Source organism: Lysinibacillus sp. JNUCC 51 (assembly GCF_015999525.1).
Taxonomy (GTDB): domain Bacteria; phylum Bacillota; class Bacilli; order Bacillales_A; family Planococcaceae; genus Lysinibacillus; species Lysinibacillus xylanilyticus.
On sequence record NZ_CP065545.1, the window covers coordinates 375,570 to 396,902 of the forward strand.

A 21,333-nucleotide genomic window follows, 5' to 3' on the forward strand; every position below is an offset into this window, starting at 1 on the left:
TTATACAACATTAAATCCTAAACTAGAAAATATTATTGTAAGCTAGCAAAAATCAGTATAAAGATGATAAAATATTTTTATAAAGGGGGGCTTCAAATATGGGGAAATTAAGCAAAAGGAATATACTGTGGATTGTGCCAATCGGAATTTTAGGGGTATTCTGGTATTTTTATGGTCCACAAAAGGACATTACAGATAATGAATATATTACATATGTTAAAAACTATTCTTTCGATAATAGTAATAAAACTTTAGAATCGGGTTTTGCCAACTCCTGTCAAAATCCATATTGGGTGTATTTTGAAACTCAAAAAGGACAGGATGTTGTGGAATTTAAAGGAGACTGTCCTGTTAATAATAAAACCGAAAAAGTGAATGTTCAATTTTTAGTTGACCGTGATATGACAAATGTTAGAAACGGTGCAATGCTGGTAGATAATAAAATGCAAGAGGAAGCAGATCGAGACAAATACCTTCTCGCATTAGTAAAATAAATAGAAAAAAGCTCTCGTTTGAAAAGCGAATGAGAGCTTCATTTTATTAAATCGCCGGATATATAGGCTGAAAACATTCATAAAAAATTAATCATTTCACAGCTTTCCAAATGGTCCATCTGTCCTTTTCAACTATAGAACCCTCAGTTGAAATGGACTTATCAATATAATTCACTAATTCATTTAATTCGTCATCGTCTAACTCGTGCAAAATACTTCTACCAGTTCTTTCTCGTAAATCTTTTAGCAACTGCTCTTTCTGCTCATAAACACTTCTCGTTTCCCATAATTTCACTTCTTCAATCTCGCTAAACCCAATTGCCTTAAGAGTCTCAACTACTAGCTCACTACTATGTCTACGTTTAATTTCTTGCTCCTTTAATTTTGGAAAACGTTCGAAGAAATAGCCTCTTATATGGTAGTCATCACCTTTTAATAAACAATCTTCAGGTGTACGATCCTGGATAATGTAAACCCCTTTATCCTCCAAAATTCTATATGCCTCTTGAAAACAAGCCTTTAAATCCTGGATATGATGTATTAAAGCTCTTTCCAATACTAACTGGAAGCTGTCATTGTCTAAGCCTGTAGCGAATGCATTTCCTTGCTTGAAAGTAATATTATGATAGTCTTTACAATTTTCTTTTGCCCCAACGAGCATAGTCTGTGAAAAATCCACTCCTATTACAGAAGATACGCCCATATCTGCTAATGCTTTCGAATAAATTCCTCCGCCACAGCCAATATCTGTAGCCTTTGAAATATTCATGATAGGGACCAGATCTTTCATTGCTTCCATCCATGAGTGGTCAGCCTGTCGAGTTGTATAAATAGTTTGATTGTCCTTATTGTGAAAATCAATGCCCATCTTCATCACTCTTTTCTGTTTTTATAATACCATTTATGGATATTCTTGCTAACATTATTTTACAATCTTTGTATACATAAGTAAAATCAATGTTAATTATTAATTCCCATAAGTTATCCTTATAGATGAATAGTAATGATATAGAAAAATATCGTTAAGTTTTCAAATGAGTTATTATCTCTCCTACTCACTATCTTTTTCAAAAATTGAACGTAATCCACTAGCTTCAAAAGTTCCTTTTAAGATTGTTTCTATCAACATCGTGGCGATTTCCTCTGGTGATTGTTGCATTTCGTGTTGTAGCCAGTACGTAATAACTCCCAAAATTGCATTTGAGTTATACGCTAATGTTAATTCAATCGGAAACTTCCATTTGCTTTTATCTGTGCGATTTCCTAGATAAGCATTGAAGTATCTCACAAAAAATTGTCTCATTTTCTCATGGAAATATGGATCACCATTTGGACCTAATATTAATTTTAAGAAATCAGCTTCTTCATAAAACACCTGTAAAATTTGGATCATTACAGGCAATCGCTCTTGTTTAAACTGATTGATATCTAAATCTAAATTTGTAGTTGCATCTAAAATTGCGTTGAACTTTTCAAAAATTTCGTTCTCGTACTGTTCTAATAAATTGTATTTATCCACGTAGTGTAGATAAAAAGTTCCTCGATTAATATTGGCAAGCTCAGTAATATCTCGAACCGTAATGGCTTCAAAGTTCTTTTCAGAAAGCAAAGAGAAAAATGCTTGTTTAATTTCATTCTTCGTTCGTATAATTCGTCGATCGGTTTTTGACATGGAGTCATTCCTCCCTTTTAATGAACACATTTTTTTATATGTTGAGTATTGAACACTTTTGCTGCTTTTGATTATAGGAAGTGATTTTTTTAGAGTATATAATCAAGCTAAGAAATAATCAACACGATGTACATTATCTGAAAGGAGAATTATGATGAAAGAAAATAAGTTTTTTTGTATAACTTTTGTTGCTGTACTCTTATTATCCTTCATTTTTGTAGCAACACAAATTCCTGGAGCCCATTCATCACCTAAAGATCTTCCCATAGGTCTAGTTCTCGAGGATGAAGGCAACATGGGGAAAACTTTTGTCGAGATGATACAAAAAAATTCACAAGTAACAAAGGAAGCGCCCTTTAAATGGGTTGTATTAAAAAATGAACAAGAAATGAAAGAAAAATTAGCAAATCAAGAATTGTATGGAGCTATTTATATCCCTAAAGATTTTTCTGAAAAGTATGCTTCATTCCAAACACCAACACCTACATCAGCAATGTTAAAAATTTATATAAACCAAGGGAAAAATGCAAACGTTGCAACTATGGTTACACAAGCTTTATCTACGATGGTTGAAAAAATGAATGACAATGTCAGTGCCCAATTATTAGCTGTTACTGAAAAAAATAATATTCCGTTAAATGCTAATCAAGCACGCACTTATTTTACGCCTATCCAGAGTGAAATAGTTAATGTACATGAAACTGGTAAATTAAGCAATGCACCACTTTCATTCTTCCAGCCTATTTGGATGAGTAGTCTAATCAGTGCTATTCTTTTATGGTTTACAGGAAGAAATCGCAAATTTAATTCTGTATTGGAGCAATTAAAATTCCGAGGATTCCAAGCTTTGATTGCCATGATCATTGGTTTATTTGGAGGATATTTATTAACTTGGTACTCCACATGGATGCTAGATTATGAGTTTGCAGATTTTAACTATGTTGCTCTATTTTTATCACTGACTTGCGCAACCTTTATATTATTAATACTAGCCATAACTACATGGATTAAATACGCAGCTTTACCAATTTTCATTCTATTAATGTTCTTTGGTTTACCGCTTCTACAAATCGCACCAGAAATGTTACCTAGTTTTTACGCTGATTGGGTCTATCCATGGTTACCATTCCGCTTTATGTTTGAAGGATTAAAGGAGATACTTTTCTTCAGTGGAGAACTTTGGAACACAGCTGCTGTATTATTATGCTGGATTGCTGTTGTAAGTATTGTAGTATTACTTCTAACTGTAATAAAACGTAGCTCCTATAAAGAGGATAATTTAGCAGAAGGTTATGAATGATGAAGAAGTAGAAGTTTAAGGTCAATCGTATTGCAGAAAGAAGAAAATTAGGTACCCATTATAAAATGAAGCTCATCAAAAAGGGTTAACGTGTGCCACAAAAAATAATAATAGCTCTCGTTAGAAAAGGCTAACGAGAGCTATTTTTTCGAATCGACGTTTAGAAAGACTGGGCTGATGGACAGAATCATTCAACTAACGTATAGTTCCTCTTTACATTTGATAAATTCCCTTTTCATTTCACTGCAAAATATTTTCTATGTTCTTTCCCGAAAATCTTTTAATTATTGCTCTTTCTGTCCATACACATCTCTTATTCCCATAGCTTTTCATCCTATACACTACTATGTCTGCGGTTAATTTCTTGTTCCTTTAATTTTGGAAAACGCTCAAAGAAAAAGGCTCTTATATGGTAGCAATCCCCTTTTAACTTACGTATACATAACCCCCTTCTACCATAAACAATCATTTTAAATGTAACTATTTACCGACATAAATCTATTTACAATAAGGTTACTTATAGTGTAAAATTACACTATAAGTAACTGATAGTCATAAGAATGGTTATTGAATTAAGCGATTTCTATTAAATCTTTCATTGGACGAATGCAATACTAGCTCACGAAAGTATGAATACTCCAAAAGAAAAAACATTAGGAGGGAAAAGGTATCAGGAAAAAGAAAGTTTTGTTTAAAACAAAATAGTCAGCTTATTCGTATTTAATACGAACGACTATCGTTGCTAATGACGTTTAAGAGGAATAATTCATGAGTCATTTTTCACGAATAACAAATAAATAATCAATTTAGGAGTAATAAAATGGAGAATAACAAGAAAATCATAATAATTAACAGCCTATTAGTAGGTTCTATCATTTTAAATCTTTTTATTTTTACTTCACGAATGCGCTTTTTCCCTTGGTTTATTGAAGATGCAATAGGATATTTAGGGGTATTCCTTACAGCACCAATCTTAATATGTATTTATTTTATTTTTAGACATTTTCACAAGTTACAACTAGTCCCGAAGATAAATAAAATAATTCCATTATTTGTTGCTGTAACATCATTAATTATTGTGATCATGCCAACAAATGACTTTTTAAATATTGTTGCCCTTGTAATAAACATTACTATGGCATTTTTAGCAGCATTTTCACTATTCAATCGTAATTTGAATGAAAAGTCGAAACAGAATAGCTCAAGAGCTTTATACAAAATATAGATTTTCTAAAAATAAGCACAAAATAACCAGGTACTCGAATTAAGTGAGTCCTGGTTTTTTGCTTAATTGTATAAGAATAAACGGTTGGTAGCTTTTGAATTACCCGAACAATAAATAAGCAATCCCTATAATTACACAAACAATTCCACCTAAAAATTGTCCGATCCCTGATGCTTCCCCCATTAATAACAGATTAAAAATATTTTTGCTTTTTTGGCTCTTCCCAAAGATACCATCATCTGTTTTCATTCGATAAATTCCCCATGCAGTTAAAACAATCCCAAAAATAATAAAAATACTTACTAAACCTAACATACTTAAATAATCTCCTTATTTGTCATTTTCATCAAAAATAAAAACTTCCTCTATCGATTTATTAAAAATCGATGCAATTTTATAAGCAAGTATTACAGAAGGATTATACTTCTGATTCTCAAGTGAAATAATCGTTCTTGACGATACACTTACACGATCAGCCAATTCTTGCTGAGTTAAATTGTGCTGCTTTCTTAAATCTCGTACTATATTTTCCATATTCATTCTCCTTTAAAATTAAAGGACTCGTTCATAGAAAAACTTGCTTACAGTATATAGAATGAAAAGAGCGAGTATTAATAGTAAAAGAACTGCTTTTACAGACAATACAATAAAATTACTCAAAAACAGCAATACTATTATTAATGAAGTAATACATTGCATAGTTATATTGGAAGCTTGTCCTTCAATTAGAGCATCTCTTTCATCATATTCTTTCGATAAATCATCCTCATTTTCTGATTTTCTTAAATAGATTGTAATCGATACAATCAAAATAATAATACCAACAACGAAAAGATAGATGGCCGTCATTTTTTCTGTTGGATTCATCAAAAGACTAATAACACCTAAAATTATTGCAAGGAATGCTGTTAATAATCTTTGAAATAACTTTCGTTTCAATACAATACTCTCCTCTTGAATGTGAAGTTTACTTCATATGAAGTTAACTTCATATTAGCGTCTACTTAAAATAATTGCAAGTTAAATATTTACCAAATTATGAATATTTTATTAAAAACTCTAAAAAAATTAATAATTCTACCTCACATCTTGTCTAACAACTAACGTCAAAAGGAGAAAATAACGTTTAGTTTTCAACGTTTTTGAATGTAAATTAAAGCACGCGTATAAACAAAAAAGTACCAAATACATCTTGTATCTTACACTTGATATTATTGTTGTAACTCGAAGCCAACAAAAAACTCATGCAAATAATTATTTTTTGCATGAGTTAATTTTATTATTTTATTTTGAATCTACGGACTGGATAATGTTTAGCTCAAGGATTCTAATTTCCTTGTTTAGCTTTGCAATGGCCGCTTCTATTTGTTCAAAGCGTTCTAACTGACTTTTACTAACGCTGTGCGTTGGTAGAGTTTTTTTTAACGCTGCCTGCCCCGCATATAGAATTTCAAGTAGATCCAACTTTTCAAAATAAGCTGTGCTATATTGTATTCCCATTTCACAAAGCCCCTTACTGTTACTTTTTCATCACTAATAAAAACCCTAGCCTTTACTAGCAATATAACCGAAAAAAGCGAGAACAAAACCATGACTTAGTTATCATTTATTATCTAATAAAAGGTATACACCAATGATAAAAAATATATATCATTAGCATACGAGAAATAATGTTGAGTTTATCTATTTTTTAAGATGGAATAGACAAATGTATCATGTGCCTGGCCATTTTGATACATATAATCTCGAAGAATTCCTTCCTGTTGAAAGCCAATTTTAGTTAGTAGCTTATTTGAGGCTTCATTTTCTGTAAATACAACAGCACCAATACGAGTGAGCCCCATATGCTCAAAGCCATACGACACGATTTCGGTAACCGCTTCTTGAGTATATCCTTTTCTCCAATAATCAGGATGTATTTCATAACCAATTTCTGCTCGTCTATGGTTAGGCGACCATAGGTTAAAACCAATTGTCCCGATTATTCCCTTTGTTTCTTTTCTTTCAATACCCCATCTTACTCCTCTTTTTCCAGCAAAGTTATTTGAAAACAATATAACTAGATTTTCTGCTTGCTGTATCTCTTTAAATGGCTCTAGTCCATAATAGCGAGTTACTTCTTCATTAGAAAAGCAATTAAAGACACTTTCAGCATCCTCCTGCGTCAGCTCTCTTAAAATAAGTCTTTCTGTCTCTAAATTAGGAAACATTGATTCTCCCCCTTTAATATCATCTATTCTCCACACTTCCAGTAAAATCCTTTAAAAACAAAAAAAGCACAACAAATAGAAAGTGTGCCCATTTTGTTTATGTAATTTCAACCAAAAATTTGTGCAGCTATCGCAAATAGCGTATTATTTCTAGTTGGCATTTTTTCAGCGTGAAGAATCATAATAGGAGGTCTATTTGCCTCTATAAAGCCGCTTCGCTCTATCCATTTTATAAATTCAGCATGACCAGATGGTACATCAATTCTTAATTTTCCATGATGGTTTTTCGCTAGAGTATTAATTATAAGACTGGCTGTTTTAGAATCAGGTGCTATGATTGGGCCTAAAATTAGATTAATTGGACCTAAAACAGACAACCCAAAGCCAATAATATTTGCATAATGGTCTCTTACAACGACACTACGCTTAGATTGCTTTATCCTATTTCGTAGAAAATTACTTCTGTTGTCTCCAAAGGCAGCTACATCTAGGCTGACAATTTCAGCGAAATCATTCTCATTAAAGTCTTCAATAATATACTCATTAGAAGCTAAGTTATGGGCACCGATATAGTTTTCAGTCAGATATTTATGTACATAATCAACAGTGGTAAAGCCCATTTTCTTATATAACGGTTCACCGTCTTTTGTTGCGACGAGCATAATTGCTGTATGTTCTGAAACACTTTCAATACATTTTTGAGTAGCTAATTTCCCGAGTCCAAGGCCTCTGTAATTTTCATGCACAATGACCATACCTATTGATGCTAAATTTGTATCATATGTGATAATGGCAGCACTTGAAACAATTTCCCCCTTAGCATTTTTATGCCCAAATACTTTGCCCGACATCATCACTGTTTGAATTTCAGATTCATCGTAATCCCACCCGACAGAGTCAGAAAGATCAATTAATCCTGGAATATCATTTGCATCGAATAATACTAGCTGTAATTGATTAAATGTAGTCATTCTTTCCCTCCTTTTCCGGAACATTTGTTTCTATTTTATATGTGTATGCTATTATATACAAGTAAATTTTTATAAAATTTAGATTTATATTTTGAATTTTGTAGTGACTTTTTTTAAAAGAGAGCAATTTAATAAGTTAAGTGCTAACGTATCAATATTTTATCTGAGCGAGAGCGTCTATCAGGAACGGAAACCACCCCCACGTTATGATGTAAATAATGATAATTATTGAAAATATTTCTAAATTCTCCTTTTAAAAATAGCAAATATCATTATAATAGAAGCTAGACTATGCACTCCTACTTTAAGCATATTTAGGTGATTAAAAATGACATCTTATGAACGAATACTTATTATGGTCCCGCCGTTTCCCTAGCTACGTCTACTCTTTTCTAAAGAAGTAGATTTTGCTTGTAGGAGGGCAATAAGTTGAAAAAACATGTAGCACCATCTTTATTATTAATGATTGTTCTTGTAGCTTTTCCACAGATTAGTGAGTCAATCTATTCACCATCTCTACCTGATCTTTCAGAGGCATTAAATGCTTCAAATCGCTCTGTACAGCTAACCTTAAGTATTTATTTTATAGGGTTTGCAATTGGTGTCTTTTGTTGGGGATGGATTTCTGATTTTATTGGACGAAGACCGGCCATGCTAGGCGGTTTAATTTTTTATAGTATAGGCAGTTTCATGTGTTTTTACGCTGAAACTATTACATTTCTATTAGTTAGTAGATTTATACAAGCTTTTGGGGCGGCGACAGGCTCGATCATAACGCAAACCATTTTGCGAGAAAGCGTATCTGGCAGTAAGAGACATGCTATGTTTGCACAAATTTCTGCGGTGATTGCCTTTACCCCTGCAGTAGGGCCTTTGATTGGTGGCTGGGTCGATCAAGCACTTGGATTTAGAGCTGTTTTCTTTGTGCTCGTTGCGATGAGTATTTTGTTGTTTATCTACGCTTATTTCAGACTTCCTGAAACAACAGATAAAACAACGAGAAAAAGAATTGCTATTTTCCCAGTTGTCAAACGTATTATTTCCTCACCAAGGGTTCTTGTATTTGGATTGCTAATTGGTGGGATAAATGGTGTGTTATTCAGTTACTATGCAGAAGCTCCTTTTATCTTTATTGATCATTTCAATTTATCACCTGGACTTTATGGATTTCTTGGTATAATTGTGGCCCTTGCCTCTATTATTGGTGCCATGATTTCCAAAAGACTAGTCAACAAATATCGACCAGAAAAAGTGATCCATCTAGGTAGTCTTGTGATGACTGTCGGAGCTTTATTATTACTAATTGTTAGTACATTACCATTGTCTAATATCGTCTTACTAATGGGCATTTTAGTATCAATTTTTATTACCTTATTAGGATCAGGAATTGCTCTACCTAATTGCTTAAGCCTTGCACTTGTCAACTTTCAGGACGTTATCGGGACAGCTGGCGCAATTTTCAGTTTAGGCTATTACTTACTCGTAAGCATAATAACATCTGGTATGAGTTTCCTGCATAATGGTTCATTGATGATTATGCCACTATATTTTTTCATCTTATCGATGATACTGTTATTATTCGGAAGAAAGTTTATTGTGTAAAATATTGTAGCGGGAATATATATAATCAATAGCACTTCCTTTATCGGCCACCCTATATATCTAGTAGGGTGGCTGCTTCTTTACTGAAAATAATAATTGACTACTTCCTCAGCTGAATGAAAAACGATATTGCTTTGAGTTCTATAAATAAATTTTGGTTCAGTACAAGCTTTTTCGAGACTTTTTGCGTACTTTAAAGTATCTGTCATTTGCTCGATTATCTCCGTGTAACCGTCAAGATTATTAGAGATTTTCGGCATCATTGCATCGGAAACGTCTAAAATAATGGAAACTTGATCTTCCGCAAAATTATTTAAATTTATGAAAAAGCACTCCTCTAAACTTTTTGAATGCTTATCAACGTTAATAACAGCTTCACTATATTGTGCGATCAACCCAGTTGATGTCACCGTAATAGTAAAGCCCTGTTCGGTTAGTTTTTTATTAATGGCATCTAACAATGTATTGACTTCCGCATCCATTTTAGGCGTTACAGTTGACTGTATTAAATTATCACAATTTTGATGAATGGTATCAATTTCTGCCTGCTTATCAACAAGTAATTTAAAGTTTGATAACGAGTACACACTAAATCTCCCCTTTATTATAAGTTTGACATTAGGGAGTTTTTTTAGTCATCTTTCAGCCATATATTTTTAAAATAATGTTCTGATTACGAACCTATAGAAATTGGCGTTAAACCTTTTGTAAATGAGGTTAGCAAGTCTGGTGTGGTTGAAGGAACTTGGAGAAACTTATTGAATTAGGTTTGTCGCGATCTGAAGATAAATAAGGATTTAACAGAAGGCTGTCACAAAGAGCTCAACAGACAGCCTTTCTAAACTTAAATTAGATGTTTTACCATAGTATAATAGCAACTTCCAGGGGGATAATCTTTTATTTCACCTACAACTTGATAACCCCTAGCCTCATAAAACGTACGTGCTTGGAATTCATATGTAGTTAACAATGCTTTCGTAGCACCCATTTGCATGGCTGCTTCTTCAGCTTTCGCTAGTAACTTTCCACCAATACCTTTTCCACGATATTCTTTACTAAACCAAAACTTATTGATTTCTACCCAACCCCAATAAACCTCAGCAGTGATACCACCAATCCATTGTTGTTGATGATCGGTTACGATTAAGTTTAACGGACGAACAGAACCTTTTTGTCGAGTATTTTTATGGTATGGTGAATGTTCATCGTTATACTCTCTAATCTTTGTGTTTAAAAACGTAGTAAAGTCATCGTGTTTTTCTAATAAAACTTCTACTTGATAATCCATATGAATCCCCCTTTATGTATTTCTATGCTTTATAACGCTCCATTAGTTTTTCCTGATGAGCAGTAAAAATTTCTTCTAGTGAAATATCATATTTATTAGCGATAACAATAATATTCCCTAAAACATCTCCAAGCTCCTCTACTAATTCCTGCTTATTTTCTTCGTATGTTTGAATCTTTTCATCTGGTCTATCTCTACCAATTTCTAAAGCTCGTATAGCTCTTGCTACTTCCCCAGTTTCTTCAGCTAAAAAGCCAATACGCGTAAAAATACTTAAATCAGACCAACCACGTGTATCATAGTAATCTTTCAACCATTTTTGAAACTCATTTAATTCCATTTCTATTTCCTCCATTTCTTTCCTCTTAAAATTAAATTATACTATAAAAGTGAAACGTGAATCAGCGGGGTTTTTTCATCTCCCGTTTAAAGTTCACTGCCCGTTAATCCGGAAAGAAACTTATCAGATATGGAGGAACAATGATGAATAGTATTGCAGTATTTTGTGGATCGAGCATCGGTGCTTCTGAGGCATATAAAGAAGGAGCTATTCTTCTAGGAAAAGAATTAGCAAAACGTAATATTACCTTAATTTATGGCGGAGCCAGTGTAGGTGTGATGGGAACAGTTGCAGACACGGTTCTTAGTGAAGGTGGTAAGGTGATTGGCGTTATTCCAACATTGTTAGAGGAACGTGAAATTTCTCATAAGCATTTAACAGAGCTAATTGTCGTCAATTCTATGCATGAACGCAAAAGCAAAATGATGGAACTAGCTGATGGCTTTATTGCTTTACCTGGAGGACCTGGTACGTTAGAAGAATTTTTTGAAGTTTTCACTTGGAATCAAATCGGCCTTCTCCAAAAGCCTTGTGGCATATTAAATATCAATCATTATTATGATTTACTCATAGAGTTATTTGACCATATGCAAAACGAGCAATTTTTACAAGCCCAATCTCGAAATGCACTACTTGTAGATGAAGATGTTGTTGGAATATTAGATAAATGTGCTGCCTATGTACCTCCTGCAGTTAAAACATATCAAACTAATAAATAAATTTAGGAAATAAAAATTCTTCACTCTTACATACCGAAAAACAGCTGAAAACTATGAATTCAGCTGTTTTTCCATGTTGTTTTTAAATCAATAAGATTAAGTATCAGATTAAATAAAGTATGACTCTTAGGCAAAGCGTGTAACTATTGGTAAAAAATGCTTCCGTTACTTATGTATTTTCTTCCTGCACATTCTATTTTTATAGTGTCTCAATCTTTAACTCCCTAGCCTGTATCATTAATTCAGAAAGTGGATTCTCTAATAATACTCGTAATTCAAACCCTGTTTCAGTTTTATAGATTTCATCATATAACCACCAAGAACTTTCTAATTGTTCTGGAATCGAACATTTCTCTATATCACTAAAAGTTAGTTTTACAATTGTGTCATACCAATCTACACCTGTTCCAGCTATAATGAGCGTAATTGTAGATTCAGATGTAGTGATAGTTAATATTTCTCCATCGTGCAATGATTTTGTATGTATTTCAAGAACCTGAGATGGGAGCTTCTCTTTTATTTCCTCAAATTGTTCCATATACTGTTTACGTATATCGTGACTACGACTTTGATAATTTTCATTCCACTCTTCAGCCATTTTTCGTAATTTTTTAGATGGATATTCTGTTTTTAGAGAGCCATCTAAAATATATGGATGAAATGGTGCTGGAAGAAATGTTAATAAATCAACTTTTCGCCATTCCAACTCTGCTTGTAAAATTTCAATATAGCTCGTACCATCTTCGTTTTTCCAGTTTAAACGTTCTTCCCAATCTTCTTTAGAGTCAGGAAAGGTTAAAAAACCATAGACTTGCATTTCTCGATACCAATTTTGAGTGAAAAATTTCAATAAATAATCCCCCGTTCGTTAAAGTACATTTCTTACTAATCTTTATCCTTCTATTAATATCCATAATTATCCATCATAGTTGTCTTTAAATTAATCGCTCGTATTGCTGTTCTATAAATGAAAGAACTGAACTATCAAGATCTAACAATGTTCCATCTAAATCGAAAATCACCACTCGCATTATTAGTATGCATCCCCTTTCTATAAATCTCCATTCTACATCTCTTTACGATTTTTCACTGCCACTACCGCAATCATAACCATTACTAACTTTATCACCAAAATTATTGCGTAAATGCTAAAGGATATGATCGCTGGTAAAAGCACTAACCACCAAGACCACGCGATAACATTCGTTAGCTTTAATACTACAAAGACAATCGTTAATACTTCAGCAATTCCCATATTCACACCACCAGACACCAGATTATCGTCATACCAAATTTAGTTTATTGTCATTAATTCTTCTGAAGTCTTTACCCCTAAACTTGTCCCCTCAAACTTCATTGTTATACAACTATTTAAACACTTTACACGAACTTTTAAAACCTTTTAACTTTTTCAAAAATGGCGAACCTTTTTATCTGGTAATTCGTCTAAATATTGGAAACAGAGAGTTCCAAAGTAAAAAAAGGGAGATATGACTATGAAAAAACCAATTAAAAAATCTTGGATGATTGCTTCAGCACTAACAATAGGAATGGCTGTTCTAACGCCCCTACAAGCAGGAGCTACTTCAGTAGAACCAGCAAATGGTGTTACTGTTCAAATCGAACAACAAATTACAGGAACGATTAAATTCATTGGCGAATCCGGGGTTGACTTAAAAGGTAGAGATGGTAAAAACTACTATATCAGTTTTTATAAATTTTCTGAAGAACAACTAGAACAAATGAAATTAGTAGAAGGACAGGAAATAACAGTTGAAGGTGGTGTAGTAGAGGATTATATAGACTTTTACACTTTCGAGATTTATAAAAAATCATTGCCTAAAGAAGTAACAAATGAAGAGTTAACAAAATTAGAAAAAATGTTTAATGAAGTGAAGAAGTTGCAAAAAGAATTGTCACGTGAAATGACAGATGAAGAGTTTGACAAGAAATTTGAAGAAATCAAAAAAGTTCATGAAGATATGTATAAAATTATAAAACCATATATATTAGCTAATTGGCAGCCTCAAACGTTCGAAGAATATATAGAGGAATTTGGATTTAGTGAGAAAAATATAATTATTGCAGAAAATGATAAAAACCAGCTTAAAGCTATTTATGAAGAATGGGTAAAACTTGAAAAAGATGGTCACGACGAAAAGGCTACAGAAAAAATGAATGAATTTTACGAAATTCTCGATCCATATTTTGAACAACTTCATCCAGCTCAAACATTTGAAGAATATATGGAAGGCTTCAACTTAGTAGATATCCCTGCTGAAACTTTAGCAAAACTAAAAACTATTTATAAGGATATCCAAAAAGCAGATAAAGATGACAATTATGACTTGCAAGAAAAACTATACGAGGAATTCTATGACATCATTGATCAGTTCATAAAGCCTCAAACATTTGAAGAATACATGGCTGACTATGAATTCGAAGTCAGTGAAGAGGATAGCAAGCAATTAAAACAGCTTTATGAAGAAATCTTAAAGCTAGATAAAAAAGAAGAACAAGCAAAAATTGAAGAGAAATGGGAAGCATTCAACACTATTTTAAATCCATATTTTGATGAATATAACGAAATCCTAATCTCTGCTTCTAAAGTAACAATTAACGGCCAAGATTTCCTTTCACAATAAGTAAAAGAATCGGGGCGTCTCAACAATCATTAATATGACTGTTGGGATTCCCTTTTTAGATTAAAAGTTAGCTTCGTTCACCAAGTACAGACTATTTAAATATTTCGATATATTTGTTATCCTTTATATGATTGAAATAAATTCCATTTAAAAAGGGGTGATAGATTGACGTTTGATCTATTCAAAACAATTGCTCGTTAGGGGACGAATGCCGAAGCCAGTGATTATAGGAGAACACCTACTAGTGGAAGATGGAGCAGTCCGTCTTACAGTGGTTGACACAAAAGCATAAAATCAATCGTGGTCCGGATCAAAGGATGAAATATGTCTTTGTGAAGCAGGAACTAGAAGTAATCGTTTTGAAGAGCAAGACGGTGAATTCGGACATTCCCTATAAAAGCCTGATACTGCTATTGCAGAAAAAGAAAACGGAACCCTTCCTTCAATGTTGAAATAACATTTTGGAGGAAGAGCAATTGAGTAGAAAAAATGAGAATACAGCATTTCAATGTGAAAATTGCGGTATTATGGTTGAACCATTAACAAATGGAAGTTTCAGAAATCATTGTCCAAATTGTTTATTTTCAAAACATATGGATAATGTTCCAGGAGACAGAGCGAGTACTTGTAAAGGTTTGATGAGACCAATTGGAGTCGATTATACTGGAAAAAAGGGTTTTCAACTTATCCATCAATGTACAAAATGTCAAAAGATTAGTCGAAATAAAGTGGCTACTGATTCCATTCAAGAGGATCAAATCATCCAATATATGCAATCAATAGTTTAGTTAAGTGTTCATATTATTTAAAGACACATTGGAAATTAACAATGTGTCTTTTATCAATCTTTTTTCATTTTACCTCTATAGCAAATATAAGAAGAATCTCTTTTGTCCCATCTTCCGGAAATACTAGCTCAATCTCATCACTACTCACCTTTTCTTCTAACATTTATCCCATCAATAGGTTGTTGCTTAAATTGATTTTAATTTCACTTTGAGGTGAAACTGAATACGGAACAATCTTTTTATTAGCTATAATTTCTGGTGGTGGAAATTTATAATATTTCCCCAACAATATGTACTTTTTACAAATGGTACCTCTTGGCCTTCCGAAATACAACAGGCTTTTGGGGTCCAGCATTAGCATATACGTACATACAAATGTAAAACATACTAATTATTTTTATTTTTAGTCTCCCCATTCAATTCTCACCTATTCAGCATATATGATCATCAATATAATTTTTCTCAAATAGAAAATGCATTTTACTCAATTTCTCGCCATTGTATAACAAAAAAATGAATTAAGTGCATAATTAGCAATCCTATATGACACATTACATATAGGAGGTGGAAGAATAATGTCTAGAATAATTGGTGTGGAACAATCATTAACAAACGTTGAAGACGCTTTAAAGGCAAAAGGTTATGAAGTTATTCAACTTCGTACTGAAGAAGATGCAAAAAAATGTGATGCCTGTGTAATCACTGGGCAAGACAGAGATATTATGGGAATTAGCGATCCTGTCATGGCAGGACCTGTTATTGACGCTGATGGTCTTTCTGCTGACGAAGTAATTCAACGTGTCGATAAATATTTCCACTAATAAATGACTTGGTGCTGTCGCTATAGTTTTTTGACTATGGAGCAGCACCTTTTAATATTAAATAAAGCGAAAACGAATATGAGAAATATACTAAAAACCTCAATACTGATTAACATCCACTATTAAAGTTTCTACAAATTCCTTAATTTGGTCCATTTTTACGATACATAATGCAGGTCCACATCCCGTTGCAGCTGATTGATTTTTCTCACCGGCATCTAATACAAAAATTAATTTAATACGAGGCTCATTTTCTTGTCTTTCCTGTTCAGTCATTTGAAAAAAACCATAACCAGGGAAATGATAGGTACCATATTCAGGAATATGGTATATACACAATCCTGGGTCAAGAAACTCTAGCATGCTTAGATGGATATTATCAATATGCTGTAGATCATCTAATAACTTTAAGAAGTCCCTCCGTAAACAAGCGATATCCATATGCACCTCTGGAAATGCAGGACCGGAGCGGAGATCAATGCGAAATTCTATACTTTCTTCATTAACAAATTTGATATTTAGTTCAAGTTCACAACTAGGTTTACTAGAGCAATCTTTTAATATCGCCATAACTAAATTTCTTTTCATTATCAAATTTCATGGTTCGTTAGGTTTATCAACTTATCAATGTATTTTCTTTATTACCCTTTTTTCTCATAAATTAGTCGCAAAAAAACTGCACCTCCAATTGTTATATGGTGTGACTAACAATTGGGCGCAGTTCATCCTGAAGTGGTCTATATTTATATTCTATTGGCAAACACCTAAAGGATTACCATCCGGATCATAAAAGGTAAAGAATTTCGAAGAACCCTCTCCATGAATAGTGTTTACCTTTACATTCTTTTCGGTTAGAAATTTATAGGTTTCTTCAATATCATTATTTGGAATGAAATTATAATATTTTCCCACACCAAAATTATTATTCGGAAACTCCATTGGCTTATGATTTAAAGTTCTAACCAAACATACTACTGTTTGAGAATGTTCAGCAATCTTCATTACAGCAGACTCTTCTTCAATGTAAATTAATTCAAAACCGAGTATTTCTGCATACCAATCGGCTGAAATTTTTGGGTCTTTAACAGGAATAAAAACACCTTCCATCCCCTTTAAAAGTTGTTTAGTCATAAAATTTATTCTCCTTATACTTTTTTTATTAACTATATTTGACAACTTTTTGTTAAATCCTTTTCAATTTATTATTTCATACAGTGACCTATTGTTTTTAATTAAAGTATCGTATTTAGTACTCGACAACAGTCTTTTATAGTTTTTACTTATGTAGATCTTGGTGAAAAAACGTTTTTAATCGCACCTAATATTCCAGGCACGAGAAATACGATACCAAAAAAGATAGTAAGTAAATTAAAATGTTGTGTTTCGTAAAAAGTAAACCAATTGAAAATAGAAGATTCCGTAATTCTGCCAAATAACGTTCCACCAAAATCTCGATAATTTGGTATCCACCCTGTTACTTCAAATGTAATAAAGATTATCTGCGACAATATAAATACACCAATTGAAGATACCCAAGGTCTTTTCAAAAATGGAATATGTTTTTGTTTTTTAGCCATGTAATCACCTCCCTCCCCCATTAAATACTATTTATAGATTTAAGTAAAATCAAGGGATATGTACCAAAATTAAACAGCACTGTCTGTTTTACATTAAAAACTACTTAAAATAATTCCATCCGACTCTCAAGGGATTCATCACTATCTCTACCGGGTAGTTCCATCTTGGATTTTCAGTGTTCTTCATTGAAAACTGTAATGTAAGGGATTTTCTCTTTGAAATGTCCGGTCCTTCTCATTCATTCAGAAGTAAAATTCTGCTTACTTCGTATTTTCACACCATCGTTTCGTCTCATCTATTTGATATGCCCTTCTAAAGAAAGGATGTTGTTTTGTAATGAAACCTTATCCTATCACACCAGTACTTCTATCATTGTAGTTCGGTACTTCATCCTAAGGCATACCTGGCACACATTAAAAAGCCATACTCAACTGGATATGAGTTAGCTAACGCCCAACATTTTTATAGCTGTTTTAAACCTTTTTCTAAGGAATCCTATGACAGATATCGCAATCCCTGTTGAAAACTAAACATATTATAAATTAAAGAAAGGAGGAATTTTATTATGTCTAAAAATTGTGGTGGTTACGGGGGTTCTGGCTACGGTACAGCATTTGCGCTACTTGTAGTTCTATTCATTCTTCTAATTATTATCGGAGCTGCTTTCCTCTTTAATAGTTATTAATATTTTACAAAAATCATAGCTATTTAATTCATAACATTTAGACTTTAAAACCTCTAATGTTCATAAAAAAAATTCCATATACCTCTATTTCTTTGCTAAGGGTCGCTATCCTTCGGTGACCCTTTTAATATGGAATGCCAAAATGCTTGTTCAATTGATAATAATCCAATATTAAAATTGTTTGAAAGGGTTCTTCACCTTACGAAGGATTAAAGAATTTGTAAATTAAAAGTCATAGTTTTTTCATCCTTTCAAAACATAATAAAAAGCCACACCTTGTTAAAAGATATGACTTCATACATAAGATTAATCAAATTCTAAAACATTTTTTTCTACTTCAACCTTGTAAACACCCCAAGTACTAATTAATATTGTTTTGAAATTTTCCGTCTCAGTAAATGAATACCAAGATTTTTCATTGAACTCATTAGAAATTTCTTCTGTAAATGTTTCTTGTTCAATATTGCTCTTGATTTTATGTTCTTCTTCACGACCTTCGTCAAAGTAAAACTTCACTGTATATTCATACTCCATAAGTCAACACCTCCCATCTATCTATATAATGGATTGTAATGACAAGAAATATGAGCATAATAAAAAGCCACACCTAGTTAGGTATGACATTCTATAATAACCTTTCACTTTTTGGTCTCCCGATTCAATTCTGCACACATAATTCTTTAAAATTACACCCTTTACAGTGCCATTTTTCAAAGATTTGCTCAAATTCCTCAAATCCCACTGGTTCATTGGAGAAGATATCCGCTTGATATTGAAATCAAACTATCATTATGTTTCAAGTTTAATCAAAATCTTGATTTACCAATGTTTACTTATCATTGTATTGTCATTAAAAATCACCAACTCTAGCTGAATGTAACGTTTAGTCAATTGTTGGTCACTTTTTAGTCACTTATTTTTTAAAGACCACCCATCACGGAGTGGTCTTTTTAGGGTTATTGAACACTTCTTTCAAACATTAGATAGTTGGTTGACACATACGTTTAAATAGAATGATAAATAAAAGAGGTGTTAATATGAATTCAAATAATAAATTTCATCAAGCAGACTGTGATTGTCAACAGTGCGGTAATGGAAATTTTAATTGTACTGATAAGTTTAGGGCTATTGACGCATCCTGTATACCACCTAGTATTCCTGAACCAACAAATGAGGAAACTGTGGCATATGGATCGTTTTACGATCCCATTGGAAAAGATGTAACGGTGGTAACTCCAATTACATCACCTACTTTAGGGCAGAAAGTTATTTTCACGACACCTGGTCCGTCATTAAATGTAGATCCTGCTCCCGTTCCTAATAATACTACGGATCTTCAGGTTGCTACCAGTGGCGTATATGAAATCAGTATGGACATCTCAGCCAGTCTATTTAGCTCTTCTAATTTTACTACCAATGCGGCTGTGCAGTTTGGATTGTTCATCAATGATTCAATCCTTGCGACTGGTAGTATTTTTGAATCTAATAACTTTATTACAACTTCACCCGGCGATCAATTTGTAGACTCAAATATAATTACCACAATAGGAAAAACAGTACAACTACGATTAAACAAAGATGATAGACTTAGTATCAGGGTCTTTGCAGCCTTAGGAAACGTCTTTTATAGATTCCCATCATTGGTCGTTACAAAAATTGATAATTGAAAATATACAGGCTGACTTTAATGAGTCAGCTTGTTTTCCATTTAACTATACAGTTAAACAGCCTTACCAATTGTTCTAAGTATCTCTAAAAACAATGGTGACATCTCTGAATTAATACATAACCTGTCACTCTGATATAAAAATGACGATTAACATTTATAGTCATTTAACTAGTAAAGATAAAAATAAAGCTAGTGACTATTTTGACGACTTAATTTATTTGATTACTTATTGGTCACTCGCTTCATTTTTCTCCTCAATTCTGCATACATAATTCTTTAAAATTACACCCTTTACAGTGCCATTTTTCAGAGGTTAATTCAAATTCCTCAAAATCTACTGGTTCATTGGAGAAAATATCCGCCTGATATTTTTTCATTTCTAACACACTTCTCTGAAACGTATGTAAAATATTGTCCATATCAAATGCTGTAAAGGCGTATTTTTTTCGTTTGCCTGTCAATAAATATTCATTATAGACATCTATCTGATCAAGAGATACGCGATATTTCTGCTGAATATAATAAGCATAGAGTGCTAATTGCTGGCGATCATCATCGGACTCTCCGCCTGTTTTCCAGTCGATAATAATCCACTTGTCTGCCATCTCATCATAATAATGAAAATCCATTACGACGAAAACTTGTATCCCCTCGATTTTCATGGAACGAAATTGTTCAGGCTCACCGATTCGTAGAGAGCCTTTTTGTGCGGTAATTTGCTGGAACGTTTCACTGTTAAGAAAGTTGTCAAAGACAGCCGTCATTCGCTCCTTATAGTCCTGTACAAGTTCAGGATTTAACTGCCCTTCGTAATAAACTTCTTGCATCATATAAAATTTATTAGGCTTATGTCTCCACAAATCTACATGACGAGTAGAATCAATAAAAGCTGCATTGAGCTGGCCACGTGCACGATTTACTAGCTCAGTAACAGTCGGCGCCTTGCTGGTTTGCAAATAATCATTGATCGATTGCTCTATTAAATGATGGACGATTTGGCCAAATAAAATCGGCATGGATTGAAGCTTTTTTAAGCGATAGACATGTTGATGATATGGTTCCACATTGTAGCTAAGCCAGCCATTATGAGAAAAATAATATTCATAGCCATATTTTCGCGCACAGCTTGTTAACGTTTTATGACGTGACAGTGACCACGAAAAAGATGGATAAGGTGTAATTTCAAACATGGATATCGCCTCCTTATATCTGTATTTTATCAATTTCGCCTTGGCGTAATTGCGTCCAGATTTTGAATTGTGCTCAGGCCTGCAGATGTTTTTTGCGCGAAAGCGTAGCGACAGCAGCACCGACGCAGGTCAGTTA

The 21,333-nt window shown here is 33.0% G+C and carries 28 protein-coding genes; 10 read left to right on the plus strand and 18 right to left on the minus strand.

The features are described from left to right. The first annotated feature begins 98 nt into the window (after window positions 1-98). Window positions 99-494, plus strand: a complete 396-nt coding sequence (locus JNUCC51_RS02145) for a glucosamine 6-phosphate synthetase (protein WP_337990620.1) — start codon at window positions 99-101, stop codon at window positions 492-494. A gap of 91 nt (window positions 495-585) precedes the next feature. Here JNUCC51_RS02145 and JNUCC51_RS02150 read toward each other — a convergent pair whose 3' ends face one another. Beyond that, window positions 586-1,362: a class I SAM-dependent methyltransferase gene (locus tag JNUCC51_RS02150; RefSeq protein WP_337990621.1), complete on the minus strand. Its 777-nt coding sequence runs from the start codon at window positions 1,360-1,362 to the stop codon at window positions 586-588. 183 nt (window positions 1,363-1,545) lie between these two features. After that, entirely contained in the window at window positions 1,546-2,166 is a 621-nt protein-coding gene (locus JNUCC51_RS02155) for a TetR/AcrR family transcriptional regulator (protein ID WP_337990622.1), read from the minus strand. 154 nt (window positions 2,167-2,320) lie between these two features. Here JNUCC51_RS02155 and JNUCC51_RS02160 point away from each other — a divergent pair, with 154 nt between their 5' ends. Further along, window positions 2,321-3,466 carry a YhgE/Pip domain-containing protein gene (locus JNUCC51_RS02160; RefSeq protein ID WP_337990623.1) on the plus strand — a complete coding sequence of 382 codons (1,146 nt, stop codon included), beginning with the start codon at window positions 2,321-2,323 and terminating at the stop codon, window positions 3,464-3,466. Window positions 3,467-4,286: 820 nt separating this feature from the next. After that, entirely contained in the window at window positions 4,287-4,691 is a 405-nt protein-coding gene (locus JNUCC51_RS02165) for a hypothetical protein (RefSeq protein WP_337990624.1), read from the plus strand. A 99-nt stretch (window positions 4,692-4,790) separates the two neighbouring features. On the opposite strand, the gene JNUCC51_RS02170 is transcribed toward JNUCC51_RS02165, so the two are convergent. From JNUCC51_RS02170 to JNUCC51_RS02195, 6 genes are all read right to left on the minus strand, one after another. After that, entirely contained in the window at window positions 4,791-5,006 is a 216-nt protein-coding gene (locus JNUCC51_RS02170) for a hypothetical protein (RefSeq protein ID WP_337990625.1), read from the minus strand. A gap of 15 nt (window positions 5,007-5,021) precedes the next feature. After that, the gene (locus JNUCC51_RS02175; protein WP_049666047.1) at window positions 5,022-5,225 is read right to left on the minus strand and encodes a helix-turn-helix transcriptional regulator; all 204 of its coding nucleotides are present in this window, start codon (window positions 5,223-5,225) and stop codon (window positions 5,022-5,024) included. A gap of 18 nt (window positions 5,226-5,243) precedes the next feature. Further along, on the minus strand, window positions 5,244-5,630 hold the full coding sequence (locus JNUCC51_RS02180) for a DUF2178 domain-containing protein (protein ID WP_337990626.1): 387 nt from the start codon (window positions 5,628-5,630) through the stop codon (window positions 5,244-5,246). A gap of 345 nt (window positions 5,631-5,975) precedes the next feature. Continuing rightward, window positions 5,976-6,191 carry a hypothetical protein gene (locus tag JNUCC51_RS02185; protein ID WP_100541764.1) on the minus strand — a complete coding sequence of 72 codons (216 nt, stop codon included), beginning with the start codon at window positions 6,189-6,191 and terminating at the stop codon, window positions 5,976-5,978. Window positions 6,192-6,370: 179 nt separating this feature from the next. Beyond that, window positions 6,371-6,901 carry a GNAT family N-acetyltransferase gene (locus JNUCC51_RS02190; protein WP_337990627.1) on the minus strand — a complete coding sequence of 177 codons (531 nt, stop codon included), beginning with the start codon at window positions 6,899-6,901 and terminating at the stop codon, window positions 6,371-6,373. A 107-nt stretch (window positions 6,902-7,008) separates the two neighbouring features. Beyond that, window positions 7,009-7,872, minus strand: coding sequence for a GNAT family N-acetyltransferase (locus JNUCC51_RS02195; protein ID WP_337990628.1), 864 nt, complete (start codon window positions 7,870-7,872; stop codon window positions 7,009-7,011). A gap of 429 nt (window positions 7,873-8,301) precedes the next feature. On the opposite strand from JNUCC51_RS02195, the gene JNUCC51_RS02200 reads away from it, so the two are divergent. After that, window positions 8,302-9,474 (plus strand): multidrug effflux MFS transporter, encoded by a 1,173-nt coding sequence (locus JNUCC51_RS02200; RefSeq protein ID WP_337990629.1) that lies wholly within the window; start codon window positions 8,302-8,304, stop codon window positions 9,472-9,474. An 80-nt stretch (window positions 9,475-9,554) separates the two neighbouring features. Here JNUCC51_RS02200 and JNUCC51_RS02205 read toward each other — a convergent pair whose 3' ends face one another. The 3 genes from JNUCC51_RS02205 to JNUCC51_RS02215 form a co-directional block, all read right to left on the minus strand. Beyond that, window positions 9,555-10,061 (minus strand): hypothetical protein, encoded by a 507-nt coding sequence (locus tag JNUCC51_RS02205; protein WP_337990630.1) that lies wholly within the window; start codon window positions 10,059-10,061, stop codon window positions 9,555-9,557. Between the two features lie 257 nt (window positions 10,062-10,318). Beyond that, on the minus strand, window positions 10,319-10,762 hold the full coding sequence (locus JNUCC51_RS02210; RefSeq protein WP_337990631.1) for a GNAT family N-acetyltransferase: 444 nt from the start codon (window positions 10,760-10,762) through the stop codon (window positions 10,319-10,321). 22 nt (window positions 10,763-10,784) lie between these two features. Continuing rightward, a complete protein-coding gene (locus tag JNUCC51_RS02215) occupies window positions 10,785-11,102 on the minus strand; it encodes a MazG nucleotide pyrophosphohydrolase domain-containing protein (protein WP_337992176.1) in 318 nt (105 codons plus the stop codon). Window positions 11,103-11,245: 143 nt separating this feature from the next. Here JNUCC51_RS02215 and JNUCC51_RS02220 point away from each other — a divergent pair, with 143 nt between their 5' ends. Further along, complete coding sequence (locus tag JNUCC51_RS02220) at window positions 11,246-11,821, plus strand: LOG family protein (RefSeq protein ID WP_337990632.1); 576 nt, start codon at window positions 11,246-11,248, stop codon at window positions 11,819-11,821. Between the two features lie 199 nt (window positions 11,822-12,020). Here the strand turns inward: JNUCC51_RS02220 and JNUCC51_RS02225 are convergent, their stop codons facing one another. Together JNUCC51_RS02225 and JNUCC51_RS02230 are read right to left on the minus strand one after the other, a co-directional pair. Further along, window positions 12,021-12,671 (minus strand): DUF4085 family protein, encoded by a 651-nt coding sequence (locus JNUCC51_RS02225; protein ID WP_337990633.1) that lies wholly within the window; start codon window positions 12,669-12,671, stop codon window positions 12,021-12,023. A 216-nt stretch (window positions 12,672-12,887) separates the two neighbouring features. After that, entirely contained in the window at window positions 12,888-13,076 is a 189-nt protein-coding gene (locus tag JNUCC51_RS02230; RefSeq protein ID WP_337990634.1) for a transmembrane Fragile-X-F protein, read from the minus strand. A gap of 241 nt (window positions 13,077-13,317) precedes the next feature. Here JNUCC51_RS02230 and JNUCC51_RS02235 point away from each other — a divergent pair, with 241 nt between their 5' ends. From JNUCC51_RS02235 to JNUCC51_RS02245, 3 genes are all read left to right on the plus strand, one after another. Beyond that, window positions 13,318-14,466, plus strand: coding sequence for a hypothetical protein (locus tag JNUCC51_RS02235; RefSeq protein ID WP_337990635.1), 1,149 nt, complete (start codon window positions 13,318-13,320; stop codon window positions 14,464-14,466). Between the two features lie 476 nt (window positions 14,467-14,942). Beyond that, the gene (locus tag JNUCC51_RS02240) at window positions 14,943-15,254 is read left to right on the plus strand and encodes an RNHCP domain-containing protein (protein ID WP_337990636.1); all 312 of its coding nucleotides are present in this window, start codon (window positions 14,943-14,945) and stop codon (window positions 15,252-15,254) included. 575 nt (window positions 15,255-15,829) lie between these two features. Then, window positions 15,830-16,075, plus strand: coding sequence for a YkuS family protein (locus JNUCC51_RS02245; RefSeq protein WP_337990637.1), 246 nt, complete (start codon window positions 15,830-15,832; stop codon window positions 16,073-16,075). Between the two features lie 99 nt (window positions 16,076-16,174). Here JNUCC51_RS02245 and JNUCC51_RS02250 read toward each other — a convergent pair whose 3' ends face one another. From JNUCC51_RS02250 to JNUCC51_RS02260, 3 genes are all read right to left on the minus strand, one after another. Continuing rightward, window positions 16,175-16,663, minus strand: coding sequence for a hypothetical protein (locus JNUCC51_RS02250; protein WP_337990638.1), 489 nt, complete (start codon window positions 16,661-16,663; stop codon window positions 16,175-16,177). A gap of 162 nt (window positions 16,664-16,825) precedes the next feature. Continuing rightward, the gene (locus JNUCC51_RS02255; RefSeq protein WP_337990639.1) at window positions 16,826-17,206 is read right to left on the minus strand and encodes a VOC family protein; all 381 of its coding nucleotides are present in this window, start codon (window positions 17,204-17,206) and stop codon (window positions 16,826-16,828) included. 149 nt (window positions 17,207-17,355) lie between these two features. Beyond that, complete coding sequence (locus JNUCC51_RS02260; protein ID WP_337990640.1) at window positions 17,356-17,652, minus strand: YfzA family protein; 297 nt, start codon at window positions 17,650-17,652, stop codon at window positions 17,356-17,358. 566 nt (window positions 17,653-18,218) lie between these two features. On the opposite strand from JNUCC51_RS02260, the gene JNUCC51_RS02265 reads away from it, so the two are divergent. Continuing rightward, a complete protein-coding gene (locus JNUCC51_RS02265) occupies window positions 18,219-18,338 on the plus strand; it encodes a YjcZ family sporulation protein (RefSeq protein ID WP_337990641.1) in 120 nt (39 codons plus the stop codon). Between the two features lie 306 nt (window positions 18,339-18,644). Here JNUCC51_RS02265 and JNUCC51_RS02270 read toward each other — a convergent pair whose 3' ends face one another. After that, window positions 18,645-18,872 carry a hypothetical protein gene (locus JNUCC51_RS02270; RefSeq protein WP_049666076.1) on the minus strand — a complete coding sequence of 76 codons (228 nt, stop codon included), beginning with the start codon at window positions 18,870-18,872 and terminating at the stop codon, window positions 18,645-18,647. Between the two features lie 503 nt (window positions 18,873-19,375). Between JNUCC51_RS02270 and JNUCC51_RS02275 the strand changes: the two genes are divergently transcribed. Continuing rightward, the gene (locus tag JNUCC51_RS02275) at window positions 19,376-20,005 is read left to right on the plus strand and encodes a hypothetical protein (protein WP_337990642.1); all 630 of its coding nucleotides are present in this window, start codon (window positions 19,376-19,378) and stop codon (window positions 20,003-20,005) included. A gap of 256 nt (window positions 20,006-20,261) precedes the next feature. Here JNUCC51_RS02275 and JNUCC51_RS02280 read toward each other — a convergent pair whose 3' ends face one another. Further along, entirely contained in the window at window positions 20,262-21,197 is a 936-nt protein-coding gene (locus JNUCC51_RS02280) for a PD-(D/E)XK nuclease family protein (protein ID WP_337990643.1), read from the minus strand. Window positions 21,198-21,333 lie beyond the last annotated feature (136 nt).

Coding starts and splice junctions, on each gene's coding strand:
- JNUCC51_RS02145 (WP_337990620.1), top strand. CDS start 99: ATGGGGAAATTAAGCAAAAGGAATATACTGTGGATTGTGCCAATCGGA.
- JNUCC51_RS02150 (WP_337990621.1), bottom strand. CDS start 1,362: ATGGGCATTGATTTTCACAATAAGGACAATCAAACTATTTATACAACT.
- JNUCC51_RS02155 (WP_337990622.1), bottom strand. CDS start 2,166: ATGTCAAAAACCGATCGACGAATTATACGAACGAAGAATGAAATTAAA.
- JNUCC51_RS02160 (WP_337990623.1), top strand. CDS start 2,321: ATGAAAGAAAATAAGTTTTTTTGTATAACTTTTGTTGCTGTACTCTTA.
- JNUCC51_RS02165 (WP_337990624.1), top strand. CDS start 4,287: ATGGAGAATAACAAGAAAATCATAATAATTAACAGCCTATTAGTAGGT.
- JNUCC51_RS02170 (WP_337990625.1), bottom strand. CDS start 5,006: ATGTTAGGTTTAGTAAGTATTTTTATTATTTTTGGGATTGTTTTAACT.
- JNUCC51_RS02175 (WP_049666047.1), bottom strand. CDS start 5,225: ATGGAAAATATAGTACGAGATTTAAGAAAGCAGCACAATTTAACTCAG.
- JNUCC51_RS02185 (WP_100541764.1), bottom strand. CDS start 6,191: ATGGGAATACAATATAGCACAGCTTATTTTGAAAAGTTGGATCTACTT.
- JNUCC51_RS02190 (WP_337990627.1), bottom strand. CDS start 6,901: ATGTTTCCTAATTTAGAGACAGAAAGACTTATTTTAAGAGAGCTGACG.
- JNUCC51_RS02195 (WP_337990628.1), bottom strand. CDS start 7,872: ATGACTACATTTAATCAATTACAGCTAGTATTATTCGATGCAAATGAT.
- JNUCC51_RS02210 (WP_337990631.1), bottom strand. CDS start 10,762: ATGGATTATCAAGTAGAAGTTTTATTAGAAAAACACGATGACTTTACT.
- JNUCC51_RS02215 (WP_337992176.1), bottom strand. CDS start 11,102: ATGGAATTAAATGAGTTTCAAAAATGGTTGAAAGATTACTATGATACA.
- JNUCC51_RS02220 (WP_337990632.1), top strand. CDS start 11,246: ATGAATAGTATTGCAGTATTTTGTGGATCGAGCATCGGTGCTTCTGAG.
- JNUCC51_RS02230 (WP_337990634.1), bottom strand. CDS start 13,076: ATGGGAATTGCTGAAGTATTAACGATTGTCTTTGTAGTATTAAAGCTA.
- JNUCC51_RS02235 (WP_337990635.1), top strand. CDS start 13,318: ATGAAAAAACCAATTAAAAAATCTTGGATGATTGCTTCAGCACTAACA.
- JNUCC51_RS02245 (WP_337990637.1), top strand. CDS start 15,830: ATGTCTAGAATAATTGGTGTGGAACAATCATTAACAAACGTTGAAGAC.
- JNUCC51_RS02250 (WP_337990638.1), bottom strand. CDS start 16,663: ATGAAAAGAAATTTAGTTATGGCGATATTAAAAGATTGCTCTAGTAAA.
- JNUCC51_RS02255 (WP_337990639.1), bottom strand. CDS start 17,206: ATGACTAAACAACTTTTAAAGGGGATGGAAGGTGTTTTTATTCCTGTT.
- JNUCC51_RS02260 (WP_337990640.1), bottom strand. CDS start 17,652: ATGGCTAAAAAACAAAAACATATTCCATTTTTGAAAAGACCTTGGGTA.
- JNUCC51_RS02265 (WP_337990641.1), top strand. CDS start 18,219: ATGTCTAAAAATTGTGGTGGTTACGGGGGTTCTGGCTACGGTACAGCA.
- JNUCC51_RS02270 (WP_049666076.1), bottom strand. CDS start 18,872: ATGGAGTATGAATATACAGTGAAGTTTTACTTTGACGAAGGTCGTGAA.
- JNUCC51_RS02275 (WP_337990642.1), top strand. CDS start 19,376: ATGAATTCAAATAATAAATTTCATCAAGCAGACTGTGATTGTCAACAG.
- JNUCC51_RS02280 (WP_337990643.1), bottom strand. CDS start 21,197: ATGTTTGAAATTACACCTTATCCATCTTTTTCGTGGTCACTGTCACGT.